The sequence below is a fragment of the Mesorhizobium qingshengii genome (assembly GCF_027563465.1).
GTDB classification, from domain to species: domain Bacteria; phylum Pseudomonadota; class Alphaproteobacteria; order Rhizobiales; family Rhizobiaceae; genus Mesorhizobium; species Mesorhizobium qingshengii_A.
In genome coordinates this window covers 239743-253956 of sequence record NZ_JAPFQA010000002.1, presented here as the reverse complement: position 1 = coordinate 253956, position 14214 = coordinate 239743, and the positions used below count along the sequence as shown (strand labels likewise).

Here is a 14214-nt window from a genome sequence, read left to right as displayed (position 1 = left end):
CGCATATTGCGGTGTCACGGCACATGCCGCAACGGATTTTACGCTGGCGGCTCGGTCGCCGATCTCGCATCAAAACAGAAAATACCGCTGCGCCATCGGCAGCACCGTTGCCGGCTCGCAGGTCAGCAATTCGCCGTCGGCGCGGACCTCGTAGGTTTCGGGATCGACCTCGACATGCGGCGTGGCGTCGTTGAGCACCATCGAATGCTTGCCGATGCCGCCACGCGTGTTTTCCACGGCGACGAACTGCTTGTCGACGCCGAGCCTGCCATGCAGGCCGGACTCGAGCGCCGCCTTGGAAACGAAGGTCACCGACGAGTTGGTCCTGGCCTTGCCATAGGCGCCGAACATCGGCCGGTAGTGCATTGGCTGCGGCGTCGGGATCGAGGCGTTGGGGTCGCCCATCGGTGCCGCGGCTATCATACCGCCGATCAGCACCATGTCCGGCTTCACACCGAAGAAGGCTGGGTTCCACAGCACCAGGTCGGCGCGTTTGCCGACAGCGATCGAGCCGATCTCTTTCGACAACCCATGCGCGATGGCCGGATTGATGGTGTATTTGGCGATGTAGCGGCGGACGCGGAAATTGTCGTTGTTGCCGGTTTCCTGCGGCAGCGAACCACGCTGGCGCTTCATCTTGTCGGCGGTCTGCCAGGTCCGGATCGCCACTTCGCCGACGCGGCCCATGGCCTGGCTGTCCGAGGAGATGATCGAGAAGGCGCCGATGTCGTGCAGGATGTCCTCCGCCGCGATGGTCTCCTTGCGGATGCGGCTTTCGGCAAAGGCGATGTCCTCGGGGATCGACGGCGACAAATGATGGCAGACCATCAGCATGTCGAGATGCTCGGCCAGCGTGTTGACTGTGTAGGGCCTTGTCGGATTGGTCGAGGACGGGATGACATTGGGCAGGCCGCAGACCTTGATGATGTCGGGCGCGTGGCCGCCACCGGCGCCTTCGGTGTGGAAGGCGTGGATGGTGCGTCCCTTGATCGCCGCCACCGTGTTCTCGACGAAGCCGGATTCATTCAGTGTGTCGGTGTGGATCATCACCTGCACGTCATAGTCGTCGGCGACCGACAGGCAGCAGTCGATCGCCGCCGGCGTCGTGCCCCAGTCCTCGTGCAGCTTCAGCGAACAGGCGCCGCCCAGCACCATTTCCTCGAGCGCGGCGGGTAGCGACGCATTGCCCTTGCCCGACAGGCCGATGTTCATCGGAAAGGCGTCGAACGACTGGATCATGCGGGCCATGTGCCATGGCCCCGGCGTGCAGGTCGTTGCCAGCGTGCCGTGCGCCGGGCCGGTGCCGCCGCCCAGCATGGTGGTGATGCCGCTAATCAGCGCTTCCTCGATCTGCTGCGGGCAGATGAAATGGATGTGCGCGTCGAAGCCGCCGGCGGTCAGGATTTTGCCTTCGCCGGCGATGATCTCGGTGCCGGGACCGATGATGATGGTGACACCATCCTGCGTGTCCGGATTGCCGGCCTTGCCGATGGCGGCGATACGGCCGTCGCCCAGGCCGATATCGGCCTTGAAGATGCCGGCGCTGGCATCGATCACCAGCGCGTTGGTGATGACGGTGTCGACGGCGCCCTGTGCCCGCGACGCCTGGCTCTGGCCCATGCCGTCGCGGATGACCTTGCCACCGCCGAACTTCACCTCCTCGCCATGGATGGTGAAATCCTTCTCGACCTCGATGAACAGCTCGGTGTCCGCAAGCCGCACTCTGTCGCCGACAGTCGGGCCATACATCTGCGCGTAGGCGGCGCGGGAAATCCTTGCTGGCATCAGAGCTTCCCCATCACCTTCTGCTGGAATCCGTAGACTTCGCGCTTGCCGCCCAAGGGCACCAGTGTGACGTCGCGCTCCTGGCCGGGCTCGAAGCGCATGGCGGTGCCGGCGGCAATGTCGAGGCGCATGCCGCGTGCCCGGTCGCGATCGAACTTCAGCCCCTCATTGGTCTCGAAGAAATGGTAGTGGCTGCCGACCTGGATCGGCCGGTCGCCGCTGTTGGCCACTTTCATGGTGACGGTCGGCAGGCCCTTGTTGAGCTCGATGTCGCCGCTTGCGGTGATGACTTCGCCCGGGATCATCGCGCCCCTCACAGAACGCCGAAGACGAGGCCTGCGCCGACCGCCGCGCAGGCCGCACCCGCGGCGCGGGCGAAACTGCTAAACCGGATGCCAAGACCGAGCCCGGCAGCGATGCCGGTGGCATGCAGCAGCGCCGTCACCATGGCAAAGCCAGCCATGTATTCGAGCCCGCCGGCGTTTTCCGGCACTTCGGTGCCATGAGCATGGCCGTGGAACAGGGCGAACAGGCCGATGATGGCGACGCCGGCCGAAACCGGCAGATCGACCGCCAGCGCCACCAGCAGTCCGAGCACCACGACCGACGCCAGTATGCCCGGTTCGACGAAGGGCAGCGGCACATGCAGCATGCCGAGCGCGCCGCCGGCCAGCATCACGCCGACAAAAGCCGCCGGCCATGCCCAGATCGCCTTGCCGCCATTGAGCGCCGCCCACAGACCGACCGCGATCATGACAGTCAAATGGTCGAGGCCGGAGAGCGGATGCATGAAGCCGGCCATGAAGGAGGAGGCCGTGCCGCCGCCGACATGGGCATAGGCCGGCATGGCCGCGGCCAGCAGCAGGATCGCCGAGAGGCACAGTCGTTTGGCTGACATCATCGATTTGCCTTCCGTTTGAAGTGTCGTGGTGCTCACGCGGCCTTGCGGGCCGGGCCGCAGCCTTCGGCCTTGAGAACGCGTTTGGTCGAAGCCGGGTACTTTTTCAGCATCGCTGCCGGGCGGATCGGCCGGGCTGAAAAATTGCCGCCGCAATTGGGGCAGACGCCGACCAGCACGTTTTCGGCGCAATCGGCGCAAAAGGTGCATTCGAAGGTGCAGATCACCGCATCCGCCGCCTCCGGCGGCAGGTCCTTGTCGCAGCATTCGCAGTTGGGGCGCAGTTCAAGCATCTCTCACCTCACCGGATGGGTTCGTGTACGGTCACCAGCTTGGTGCCGTCGGGGAACGTCGCTTCCACCTGCACGTCATGGATCATCTCGGCGATGCCTTCCATCACTTGCGCGCGGGTGACGACATGGGCGCCGGCCTCCATCAGTTCGGCGACCGGTCGGCCGTCGCGGGCGCCCTCGACGACGAAGTCGGTGATCAGCGCGATCGCTTCCGGATGATTGAGCTTGACGCCGCGTTCGAGCCGTTTGCGCGCCACGATCGCCGCCATGGCGATCAGCAGCTTGTCCTTTTCCCTCGGCGTCAGGTTCATGCGTTTTCCCGGACTGGCATAGACAAGATCACAGTGACCATAATTTGGGCAGCCCCGCCCTTCCGTTGAGCAGTTCGACGAGCGGAACCAGCCGCTGGCGGAGCTGGTAGCCGTCGTCGGCATAAAGCCTCGCAAGAAGCTTGCCAGATTTTCTCACGCTCCAGGAACTGGCGCTGCCCTGGTCGCCGACGATCTCCAGAACCGGATCGAGCAGGGCATCGGCCCGCGGCGACACCAGCAGCAGCGTCGCCGTCGCGATCGCACCACCCGCAATCGCGGGGCGGCCGAGCATGGCAGCGATATCGGGCCCGATGCGGAAATCCTCGGCATGAATGAGGGAGCCATCCTGGCGGACACGCCAGCGGTCATGGAAATAGCCCTGCGCGGCGCGCTCCCCCATGGCCAGGCGGCCGAACACCGTGGCCTCCAGCACCAGCGCTTCGGCGTTGGCGGCAAGCTCGACATCGAGCGTACGGGCAAATGTCGCCCGGTCGAAGACGATGGTTTCCTGCGGCAGCCAGGCGATGCGGCCGTTTTCGCCGACCGACAATCTGACCCGCACTTCGGCACGGTCGGACGCCGCGCGATAAATCTTCTCGCAGGCCTGGGTCGTTACCGACGCCGAGGCATCCACGCCGACATCCACCTGCCAGCCGAGACGGTCGCCGCCGGTCATCCCGCCGGCGGTGTTGATCAGCACCGCTTCGAGCGGATCGGCCGCGACGGTCGGCATCCTTATCTTGGCGGCGCCGTCCTGATAGAGGCGCAGCAAGCGCGTGCGACCGTCGCCAACACCACAGGAAAGCCGCGCCACGCCCGCCGCGCGCTGGGCCGGCGGCGTCGAAATCCCGCCATGTTCGATCGTATCCATGCCTCCACGTTAAGCACTGCGGCGGCTTTGTCGATATATAGCTTGTTGCTTGACAACGTTTTGGTTTCTATAGAGGGAACCACCTTGGTACGGTCATGCAGCGCTTGGCGGGGGTACAGAGCGACGACGACGGCTTGATACCGGGAGAACAAGGGGCGCTGTTCGTTTGGCGTCGGGAAACGCGACAAAGTGGGGAAGAAACCGAATGGCCGACCAGCTGGCAACGGATATCATCGCGAAGATCAAGGCTCATGCCGAGCCGGGCGGCGAGGAAATCACCACCAATACCGAATTGACAGCACTTGGCATCCATTCTCTGGAGCTGACGGAGATCATCTTTGATCTCGAGGAAGAATATGGCATCGAGATCGAGATGAACACGGTCGATGCCTGGAGCAATCTGAAGAATGTCGGCGACATGATCGAAGCTGTTCGCGCGCTGATCGCGAAAAAAGCTTGAACTGAATGCATAAGCGCGTCGTCATCACCGGCATGGGCGGCATTTGCGGGCTCGGCACCAACGCAGCCGCGATCTGGAACGAAATGCGTGCCGGCCGCTCGGCCATCGGCGCGATCAGCAGTCCGCAGCTGCATGATCTCAAGGTCAAGGTCGGCTGCGAAATCAAGGCGCTTCCTGATCACGGCATAGATCGCAGGCAATTGGTGTCGATGGACCGCTTCAGCCTGCTGGCGGTGATCGCGGCCAGAGAGGCATTGCAGCAGTCCGGCCTGGTTGCGGATGAAGCCACCACCTATCGCATGGGCACCGTCGTCGGCGTCGGCGTCTGCGGCTGGGAAGCGATCGAGGAGAACTATCGCGCCATCCTGATCGAGGGGAAGAACCGCGCCGGCATCTTCACCGTGCCGAAAGTGATGCCGAGTGCGGCCTCCGGCCAGGTCAGCATCAATCTCGGTCTGCGCGGTCCGGTCTTCGGGGTCACATCGGCCTGCTCATCATCCAACCATGCCATCGCCTCGGCGGTCGACCAGATCAGGCTCGGCCGCGCCGATGTGATGGTCGCCGGCGGCACCGATGCACCGCTGGTCTGGGGTATTTTGAAAGGCTGGGAAGCGCTGCGGGTGCTGGCCCCGGATACGTGCCGGCCATTCTCGGCCGACCGCCAGGGCCTGTCGCTTGGCGAAGGTGCTGGCATGGCGGTGCTGGAGAGCTACGAGCATGCCATGGCGCGCGGTGCCACCATTCTTGCTGAAATTGCGGGCGCCGGCCTTTCCGCCGACGCGTCCGACATCGTCGCGCCGACCATCGAAGGACCAACGGCCGCCATGCGCGCCTGCCTGGCCGACGCTGGGCTCAATCCCGAGGATGTCGACTATCTCAATGCCCACGGCACCGGCACCAAGGCCAACGACCAGATCGAGACGGCGGCGATCAAGCGCGTCTTTGGCGACGCCGCCTACAAGCTGTCGGTGTCATCGACCAAATCGATGCATGCCCACTGCCTTGGCGCATCGGGCGCGCTGGAGATGATCGCCTGTGTCATGGCGATCCGCGAGGGCATCGTGCCCCCAACGGCCAATTTTCGCGAGGCCGACCCCGATTGCGACCTCGATGTCACGCCGAACGTGGCACGTGAACGCAAGGTGCGCACGGCGATCAGCAATGGCTTCGCTTTCGGCGGCACCAATGCGGTGCTGGCGTTCAAGGCGGTCTGATTCCGGACCGTCCCGCGCCGTCCGTTCCGTTGACCATCCGTGCACGGTGAAACTGTCGCCGCCATATTGATCATGCCGCGTCGCGCGCCTAAATCCTTGGCCGCCCCCGCAAAACCGCGCCTCTCGACGCACCCCCCATCCAGGAGTTTGCCATGGCCGACCTGTCCGCCTTTCCGATCGCAACACGCTGGCCGGCCAAGCATCCTGACCAGATCCAGCTCTATTCGGCGACAACGCCGAACGGCGTGAAGATATCGATTGCCCTGGAGGAACTCGGCCTGCCCTACGAGCCGCATCTGATCAACATCAGCAAGGACGAGAGCTGGACGCCGGAATTCCTGTCGCTCAATCCCAATGGCAAGATACCGGCGATCATCGATCCGAACGGCCCGGACGGCAAGCCGATCGGCCTGTTCGAATCCGGCGCCATCCTGCTCTATCTCGCCGAAAAGACCGGCCTGCTCATCCCGGCGGACGCGGCGCGGCGCTACGAGACGATCCAGTGGGTGTTCTTCCAGATGGCCTCGGTCGGGCCGATGTTCGGCCAGCTCGGCTTTTTCCACAAATTCGCCGGGCGTGAGATCGCCGACAAGCGCCCGCTGGAGCGCTATCGCGATGAATCGCGACGGCTGCTCGGCGTGCTCGACGACAGGCTGAAGGGGCGCAAATGGATCATGGGCAATGACTACACCATCGCCGACATCTCGCTGCTCGGCTGGGTGCGCAACCTGATCGGCTTCTACGAAGCGCGCGAACTCGTCGGCTTCGATGATTTCGCCAATGTGGCGGCGTGGCTGGAGCGTGGCCTGGCGCGGCCGGCGGTGCAGAAAGGTCTCACGATTCCGGCGAGGGCTAAGGTGTAGGTTGCCGGAAAACGCGGTTCTGGCTACTTGGCCTTCGCCTTGGCTTTCGAGCCGCCCTTGCCCATGACGGAAGCCGCAAGCGATGCAGCGCCCCTGGCCGCGATCACCACGGCACCGGCAGCCACATTGGCCGTCGCCTTGGCCGTGCGCATGGCGCTGCCCGCCAACGAGTCGTTAGCGTTTGCCGGCTTCTTCGGCTTCGCGGCCTTGGCGGTGGCCTTCGCTGCGTCCGGCACCACTTTTCTTGGCGCCGCCTTGCCGAAAGCGGGTTTTGCCGCATCCTTGGAGCGTTCGGCGATAGCGGGGCCGGCGCCGGCCTTCGATTGGGTTGCCTTGCCCTTGGCGGGCGCGGACTTTCTTGCCTTTTGTGCCATCGGACGGAATCCTTTTTTGGCGAAAGTGCCTCGTCGGCGATAACGGCCTGAAAGTCTTAAGGTTCCCCTCGAAGAATCCGTAGGATCAAGCGGAATCGCCGACCACGAGGTCGGCGGCCCGGCGGCGGGCAAGCACGCGGTCGATGTTGGGCATGTCGTTGGAGGCGATCCAGGCGCGCGCATCGGCGTCGGACCGGCCATGGCCGTGCCAGCGCTCGATCAGGCGGCGCTCGAGTTCGGCGCGCGGCACGTCGACAAAGATCGAGAAATCGAACAGCGGCGCCAGCCGCGACCACGGCTCCTCGTCGAGCAGCAGGTAGTTGCCTTCGACCAGGATGAACTTGGTCTCCGCGCCGATGATCGCGGCGGCGGCGCGCGACAGTTCCATGCTGCGGTCGAAGACCGGGATGGCGATATCGGGTTCGCCGGCGCGGATGCGCTTCAGCAGGGTCTCGAAGCCGGCGAAATCGAAGGTTTCCGGCGCGCCCTTTCGCGCGCGCAGGCCACGCCGGTCGAGCACGGCATCGTCATAATGGAAGCCGTCCATGGGCACGACTTCCACGGCACCCTCGGGCAGCAGATCGCGCAGGCTCGCCGACAGTGTCGACTTGCCCGCTCCCGGCGGGCCGGCGATCGCGACGATGAAGCGTTGTGCCTTGCCGGCACGCTTGAAGATGGTGGCGGCGAGATGGGCGATTTCGGACATGAGAGCCTCTCTGGCGGAGCTTCAAATCCACCACGTTCCGCATGATGATTTCGGCCACATCTTGGCGGCAGTTGCCGAAAATTTCAAATCCTACGATCGCGCAATCCCGCCTATGAGGCCGCTGGCTGGCCGATGCGCAGGAAACCGCTGTCGAAGGGAACCTCCCGGGTCCAGCCCCCGGCCGCCAGCCGCATGCGGCCGTTTGCCGTCGTGACCCCCTGCGGCGGCTCGCCGCCGGATAAAGGCATGGCGCCAATAACATGGCGAAAGGAAACGCCGCGGCCCAGCGCAAACGCGGTCGCCACCCCTTCGCGCTTCAGCCAGTTGTCGCCGATCGAGGCGGCGTGGCCGACGGCGGCGCGCCCGTCCTCGATGCCGAGCACGCCGCGATGGCGGCCGCTCCAGGGCGCGTAGTCGCGGCCGCCATTGCTGAACCACAGCATGGTGATCGGCAGTTCGGCCGGGTTCTTCAGCACCAGCACCAGGTCCTCTTCGGCCTGGCGCGCCAGCGCGGTCCAGCCCGGCCCGCCATGATCGGCCTCGACCAGCGTGATGAAATCCTCGCGCCGATCATCCATGCGGTACTCCGCCAGGTCGAGCGTGCCGCCGCCGGCGGCGGGAAAACGGCTGAGATCGGCGGAGCGCGCCGGATAGGCCAGCATGAAGCGGCCGCGTGCGGGATCCGGCTCCAGCGGGTCGTCCAGCGTCGCGGCGAACCGCTTCGGTGAAAAGGCCAGCCTGCCGCCATTCGTCATCGCCGTCATCGGATGGTGCGCGACGGAAATGGCGCCATGGCCACCGGAAAACACATGCTCCTGATAGAGAAAGGGATGGTCGTCGCGCAAAGTGAGGATCTTGTCGACGCTGGCGCCCATCACCTTGTGCCGCAGCCGGAACACCGCCCGCCAGCCATCCACCGTCGCGGCGCTGTCGACCACATCCCAGGCGCTGTTGGCCGGCCAGCCATGCAGCGGAGCGTCCTCGACATCGCTGCGTGAAAACGGCGCGCAGAGGAAGTCGCCGGACAGCCGCACGGTGCCTTGCGGCAGGTCTTTCGGCAATGTCTCGGGCGCGTCAACCCACGGCGCGCGGTGCAGTGGCTTGAGCTGGCGCCCGTCCCTGTCGATGACCATGTCGGCGAGGTGGCCGACCGTGAGATCGACCGAAACCGAAATGCCTTTTGCCTTGATCGTGCTGATGGTCATTGCGCTCTCACCGAATCCGAAGGTGCAGACAGAACCTTTTCGGCGTGGATTGCGCAAGCATCACAACGGGCATTTTGCATCAAGGGTGGCTGCGCCTACTGCCGCTTGTATTCCCGCACCGGCGATTTTGTCCCATCGGTATAGGTGACCTGCACCGACATCGACTTCACGCTGTCGGCGACCTTGAAATAGGGCTGGTAGTCGTAAGGGATGGCGTAGGGGTCCTTCTTGTCGCAAGCCGGCATCTTGATCGCCCTGTCGAGCGCCGCGCCGTTCAGGCCGTAGTGCACCTCCTTGATGGCGCAGCGATAGGACAGCATCTGGGTGAAATAGACCAGGCCGTGATTGCCGCTGGCGTCGAAGGCGATCCACGACGTCCAGAACTGGTCGAGGATCTGCTTGTTGCCTTGCTGAAGGGCGGTCTCGGGGTCGAAACGGATGTCGAACGGGCCGGTCTCGCGGCCCCTGATGTCGAGATATTTGATGGCGATGGTGCCGGCCTGCGTGCTGTCGGGCAACTCGAAGCTCGGATTGGGCACCGGCTTGCCGGTCGCCTGGTCGTTCATCGCCAGGAAGCCGGTGTCGGTGAACGGCCCGCTATCGCCCATGCGCCAGGAAATGCCAGTCGCCGGCTCCGGCAGCGAGATGGTCATCGACCAGCCCTGGTTCGAGCGCATCGGTGTCAGCGAAGGCACGAAGCGGGCGGGATCGAGCACGTCGCCAAGCGCTGCCAGCCGGCTATGGCCGCGGTCCAGCCAGTCGGCGAGCTGGGTCTGGTCGACGAAATATTTGAGCAGACCGCCATCCTTCTCGTAGGAAGCGAACTTGGTCAGCGCCTTGGCCTCGTTGCGCTTGTCGGCCAGCGTCTGGGCGCCGAGGCGATCCTCGGAAAACTCCTGCGCCAGCAGGAAATAGGCCGGCGCGAAATCCGGATTGGCCGCGATGAAGGCGTTGAGCTTGTCGGGGCGCTGGGCGTCGTCGAACTGCAGGATATGCACAAGCTTGATCGACAGCGCCTTGCCCTTGTCGGCCAGCGCACCGAACACCTCGCGGGCGCCGGCCTTGCCGTCCTGCACCCGAAGCAGCGTGGCAAAGCGCGTATAGGGGTCGATGGCGTCGACATCGAAGCCGGCAAAGGCGAGATAGGAGCGCCGCGCATTGAGCATGTCGCCCGACAATTCGTAGACGCGGGCATTGTGGTAGAACTCGTCCGGCCGCTTCGGCTCGGCGATGGCCCCGCCCTGCGCGGCAAGGGCGGCAAACCCCTTGGCGATGGTGTCGATCGAGGCCGCGATCTGCTCGGTGGTCGCCTGCAGCTTCTCGGTCTGGGCCTGCTGCCGCGCCTGGCCGGCGGCCAGCGTCTCGGTGGTCTGCTTGACCGCCTCGACGGTCTTTTGCGTCTCGGCTCCCTGCTGCGTCTGCCGCTGCTGCGTGGAGGCGATCTCGTCGGTCTTCTTCGCCACGGTGTCGGTCGACTGCTTGACCTGTTCGACCGTCTTCTGCGTTTGCGTGACCGTCTGCTCGATCCTGGCCACCTTGGCCGAGACGATGCCCATCGACTGCTGCAGCCCGGCCACGACAGGCACCAGGCTGGCGATCACCCCGTTCTGCGAATTGGTCTCCTGCTGCACGGCATAGACGCCGCCGGCGACGGCTGCCGCGCTGGTGGCGAACACCAGCGCCGGCAATGCCTTGGCCGCCAGCACCAGCCGCAGCACGATTGCAATGGCGATGATGACCGCCGCCACCGAGGCGACCAGCGCGATATAGGCGGCGAAAGGCGCCAGCGGATTGAGCACGTCGGAAACGGCACCACTGACGAAAGCGACGCCGCCGGCCCATTTGCCGGTGCGGCTGAGTGATGCCTTGATAAGCGACGGCGCAGCGCCGCCAACCCCGATGTCCGCCATTCCCCAGTCCCCCAAGCCAGCCAATGCTGCGCCCCTTCCCACGGGAAACGCGGCTTTGGCAAGGAGAGACAGGAAACAGGCGATTTAGGGGCGGGCCTGCAGGCTTTTCCTCGCCCCCACGAATGTGGGGAGAGGTGGCTCGGCGAAGCCGAGACGGAGAGGGGAACGGCGCCGGCCGTGCCGGTTAGCGATCCAATCGCGAGGGCCGCGTCTTACGAAATCCCGCTCTCCGGCCGCTTCGCGGCCACCTCTCCCCCGCTCCGCGAGGGCGAGGAACCCAAGCTTGCGAAGCCTCGACATTCCTGGGTATGACCGTCATTAACCAAATGGACGCAGCTGGCGGGTTACGTTAGCTTCGCCTCATCTCAGCAACAGCTTGACCCGAACAGACTTGCCCTTGTCCAACCCGCGTCCCCTTCCGCTCATCCAGAGACTTGTCGCGGCCCTCGGCCTGTTGCTTCTGCTTGCCGCCTGCACGACCACGACGCCGCCGGATGCCGTGCTGGCGGTGCCGGCGCCGCCGCAGAAATATGCCGCGATCGTCGTCGACGGCAAGACCGGCAAGCAGCTGTTCGAGGTCAACTCGACGGCGCAGCGCTATCCGGCGTCGCTGACCAAGATGATGACGCTCTATCTCCTGTTCGAGGCGATGGAGGGCGGCCGTGTCACCAAGCAGACGCAGATCCCGGTTTCGGACCATGCCGCCTCGCAGCCGCCGACCAAGATGCGCTTCCGGCGCGGCGAGACCATCGACGTCGATTCGGCGATCCGCGCCATCGTCGTCAAATCGGCCAATGACGTGGCGGTGGCGGTCGGTGAATATCTCGGCGGCTCGGAGGATCAGTTCGCCGGCATGATGACCGCCAAGGCGCGCCAGCTCGGCATGACCAGCACCACCTTCCGCAACGCGTCGGGCCTGCCCGACGATGGCCAGATGACGACGGCGCGCGACATGGCGGTGCTCGGCATGGCGTTGCATTCCCGATTTCCCCAGCAGTTCCACTATTTCTCCGAAAGCGATTTCATGTTCCGCGGCAAGCTCGTGCGCGGCCACAATGACATGCTCGGCCGCGTGCGCGGCGTCGACGGCATCAAGACCGGCTACATCAGGGCCTCCGGCTTCAACATCGTCACCTCCTACGACGCAGACGGCCGCCAGCTGATCGTGGTGGTGATGGGCGCCGACAGCGCGCGCCAGCGCAACGACCATGTCGAGGCGCTGATCCAGCGCAGCCTGTCGCCGACCACGGATGCCAGCAAGACCAGGCTGATGTTCGCGGAACAGCAGTAAGGGGGCCGGGGAGGCTTCGGCCAATCTCGAATGTCTCTGATGATCCACCGCCCTGAGCCCTGCGAAGGGCTGCGGATCGCTGTCGCTGCCAGCAGCCAGAGCGTCGCCCCTCCGGTTGATCAAAATTGCTTGTCCCGGCATGCGAAGTCCGCTGTCGCGCTGGCTATGCGCCGCCACCTCTGCTTATCGTTCTTCGCAACGCGACAGCAGGAGCCCGCACCATGAGCACCATCCCCAAGGCGCCCGAGCAGCAAGCGGCGGACAACCAGAACGACAGTGGCGGCGAATATTTCGAGGCGCCCACCATCGGGGAGCACGACGCGGATCAGATTTCGGACGAGCACCTCGAAGTGCCTGACGTGCCGGACTCGGAGCCGGCCGGTCCAGGCGCGTCACGCGGCAAGCCCAAGAAGAAGCCATCGGCGATATCGGGCCGGAAATTCCGCAAGCGCGATCTGGTGCGCATCGACAATCTGCGCCCGAGCCTCGCCGACCGCATCCGCGCCGATCACCCGGACCTGCCGGCCGGCGCCCGCATCAGCCGCGCCGAGCTCGGCCGGTACCGCATGCGCTACATGGAGGAGCTGCTGCAGCAGGAGCACGGCGAATTCTCCGAGCTCGACCGGCAGGTGGTCGAAAGCATTGCCAGGCAAGACACCATTTCCGAAAACTCGGAGGAGGAGTTCGAGGAGCACAGGACCTTCGCCGACCGCGTCTCCGACAACATGGCGGCCTTCGGCGGCAGCTGGTGGTTCCTGATTTCGTTCGGAAGCGTGCTTCTGGTGTGGATAGGCATCAACCTGATCGCAGGCATGAGCGCCGCCTTCGATCCCTATCCCTTCATCCTGCTCAACCTGCTGCTCTCCTGCATTGCCGCCATCCAGGCGCCGATCATCATGATGAGCCAGAAGCGGCAGGAGACCAAGGACCGCCTGCGCTCCTTCAACGACTACCGGGTCAACCTCAAGGCCGAGCTCGAAGTGCGCCATTTGCACGAAAAGCTCGACTACCTCATCTCGCGCCAATGGACGCGGCTGGCCGAAATGCAGCAAATGCAGCTCGACGCCATGCACGAACTGACCGGCGCCAAGAAGCCAAAGCGCGCGCCGAGGCGGCGGCGCACGGTGCGGAGCGAGGCGGGGCAGTAGGCTGGCGTGATACGAGGTTGAATGGGAGAAGCGAGCTGCGGCCACAAAGCGCGCCCCAGGAAAGCTTGGGTTCCTCGCCCCCAAAGTGGGGGATCCGAAGGACGGGCGGGACCCGTGGCTCGCCCCGCAAGGTGGCTTGGCGAAGCCGAGACGGAGAGGGGGAGCGCCGTATACGACAAGCACTCACCGTGAGAGGATCGACCCACCCTCCACCACGGGGCGCTGCCAATCTCCAATTGCCCGTTGAAGCCTGCCCCGGCTTCCGCTAAGAAGCCGTGACTTGCCGGTTCACCGGCTGGTTCGTTTTCCGGATTTCCGGGAAGCACCCGTAGCTCAGCTGGATAGAGCGCTGCCCTCCGAAGGCAGAGGTCACAGGTTCGAATCCTGTCGGGTGCGCCAACTCTCCACTTCCCCAATACCGAGGTGCGAGTTGTAAGACGCGACTTGGGCAAATGGCCACGGAAGGCACCTAAGCTAATCTTCGGATTTTCCTGTACACTAAGCTAAAGCGATAGAGGTCCTTGTGCCTTTGGACATCGCGTGTTTGAGGGCCTTCGGAGGAGTATGCAATGACGGCATTCAATAGCGTCCGCTTCCGGGTCAAGCCAGGTCTTGACGACGAGTTCGTCGAACTGTTCCGCAGCGCCCCGCGCAATTTCGCGGGATTGCGAAAGATGGCCCTCATCAAATCGGGAGATGGAACCTTCTTCTCAATTGGAGAGTGGGACTCGTTCCAGCATATGACAGATGCCCGACCTAAGATGATCGCCAATCTTGATAGGTTCCGCCACACATTGCAGCAGCAATTGGATGGTGGGCCTACTGATGCTGTTTCCGGCGAGGCGGTCTTTGAGACGGGCGTCGGCGACAAGTCGGCATAGTTAG

General features: G+C 64.5%; 16 protein-coding genes and 1 tRNA gene. 7 read left to right on the top strand and 10 right to left on the bottom strand.

Annotated elements, in window-relative coordinates:
* Positions 1-69: 69 nt before the first annotated feature.
* From ureC to OOJ09_RS05760, 6 genes are read right to left on the bottom strand one after another with little or no spacing between them, the layout of a single operon-like run.
* Entirely contained in the window at positions 70-1785 is a 1716-nt protein-coding gene (gene ureC, locus OOJ09_RS05785) for an urease subunit alpha (protein ID WP_269904271.1), read from the bottom strand.
* Positions 1785-2090 (bottom strand): urease subunit beta, encoded by a 306-nt coding sequence (locus OOJ09_RS05780; protein ID WP_269904270.1) that lies wholly within the window; start codon positions 2088-2090, stop codon positions 1785-1787. Before OOJ09_RS05780 ends, ureC begins: the two co-directional genes overlap by 1 nt.
* 8 nt (positions 2091-2098) lie before the next feature.
* Positions 2099-2686 (bottom strand): HupE/UreJ family protein, encoded by a 588-nt coding sequence (locus tag OOJ09_RS05775; RefSeq protein WP_269904269.1) that lies wholly within the window; start codon positions 2684-2686, stop codon positions 2099-2101.
* Between the two features lie 32 nt (positions 2687-2718).
* Positions 2719-2976 (bottom strand): DUF1272 domain-containing protein, encoded by a 258-nt coding sequence (locus OOJ09_RS05770; RefSeq protein ID WP_269904268.1) that lies wholly within the window; start codon positions 2974-2976, stop codon positions 2719-2721.
* 8 nt (positions 2977-2984) lie between these two features.
* Positions 2985-3287, bottom strand: a complete 303-nt coding sequence (locus OOJ09_RS05765) for an urease subunit gamma (protein WP_023693076.1) — start codon at positions 3285-3287, stop codon at positions 2985-2987.
* Positions 3288-3315: 28 nt separating this feature from the next.
* A complete protein-coding gene (locus OOJ09_RS05760) occupies positions 3316-4158 on the bottom strand; it encodes an urease accessory protein UreD (protein ID WP_269904267.1) in 843 nt (280 codons plus the stop codon).
* Between the two features lie 205 nt (positions 4159-4363).
* Between OOJ09_RS05760 and OOJ09_RS05755 the strand changes: the two genes are divergently transcribed.
* The 3 genes from OOJ09_RS05755 to OOJ09_RS05745 all read left to right on the top strand — a co-directional run bounded on the left by OOJ09_RS05755 (position 4364) and on the right by OOJ09_RS05745 (position 6695).
* A complete protein-coding gene (locus tag OOJ09_RS05755) occupies positions 4364-4618 on the top strand; it encodes an acyl carrier protein (protein ID WP_269904266.1) in 255 nt (84 codons plus the stop codon).
* A 5-nt stretch (positions 4619-4623) separates the two neighbouring features.
* Positions 4624-5832, top strand: a complete 1209-nt coding sequence (locus tag OOJ09_RS05750) for a beta-ketoacyl-[acyl-carrier-protein] synthase family protein (protein ID WP_269904265.1) — start codon at positions 4624-4626, stop codon at positions 5830-5832.
* A gap of 152 nt (positions 5833-5984) precedes the next feature.
* Complete coding sequence (locus OOJ09_RS05745) at positions 5985-6695, top strand: glutathione S-transferase family protein (RefSeq protein ID WP_269904264.1); 711 nt, start codon at positions 5985-5987, stop codon at positions 6693-6695.
* Positions 6696-6718: 23 nt separating this feature from the next.
* Here OOJ09_RS05745 and OOJ09_RS05740 read toward each other — a convergent pair whose 3' ends face one another.
* From OOJ09_RS05740 to OOJ09_RS05725, 4 genes are all read right to left on the bottom strand, one after another.
* A complete protein-coding gene (locus tag OOJ09_RS05740) occupies positions 6719-7069 on the bottom strand; it encodes a hypothetical protein (protein ID WP_269904263.1) in 351 nt (116 codons plus the stop codon).
* 85 nt (positions 7070-7154) lie between these two features.
* Positions 7155-7775, bottom strand: coding sequence for a nucleoside triphosphate hydrolase (locus OOJ09_RS05735; RefSeq protein WP_269904262.1), 621 nt, complete (start codon positions 7773-7775; stop codon positions 7155-7157).
* A gap of 110 nt (positions 7776-7885) precedes the next feature.
* Entirely contained in the window at positions 7886-8980 is a 1095-nt protein-coding gene (locus tag OOJ09_RS05730; RefSeq protein WP_269904261.1) for a hypothetical protein, read from the bottom strand.
* Positions 8981-9075: 95 nt separating this feature from the next.
* Positions 9076-10890, bottom strand: coding sequence for a methyl-accepting chemotaxis protein (locus OOJ09_RS05725; RefSeq protein ID WP_269904260.1), 1815 nt, complete (start codon positions 10888-10890; stop codon positions 9076-9078).
* A gap of 397 nt (positions 10891-11287) precedes the next feature.
* Here OOJ09_RS05725 and OOJ09_RS05720 point away from each other — a divergent pair, with 397 nt between their 5' ends.
* The 4 genes from OOJ09_RS05720 (at position 11288) to OOJ09_RS05705 (ending at position 14210) form a co-directional block, all read left to right on the top strand.
* On the top strand, positions 11288-12181 hold the full coding sequence (locus OOJ09_RS05720; RefSeq protein ID WP_269904259.1) for a D-alanyl-D-alanine carboxypeptidase family protein: 894 nt from the start codon (positions 11288-11290) through the stop codon (positions 12179-12181).
* Positions 12182-12402: 221 nt separating this feature from the next.
* Entirely contained in the window at positions 12403-13329 is a 927-nt protein-coding gene (locus OOJ09_RS05715) for a DUF1003 domain-containing protein (RefSeq protein ID WP_269904258.1), read from the top strand.
* A gap of 322 nt (positions 13330-13651) precedes the next feature.
* Positions 13652-13728 (top strand) — tRNA-Arg (locus OOJ09_RS05710).
* Between the two features lie 170 nt (positions 13729-13898).
* Positions 13899-14210 (top strand): antibiotic biosynthesis monooxygenase family protein, encoded by a 312-nt coding sequence (locus OOJ09_RS05705; protein WP_269904257.1) that lies wholly within the window; start codon positions 13899-13901, stop codon positions 14208-14210.
* Positions 14211-14214: the final 4 nt, after the last annotated feature.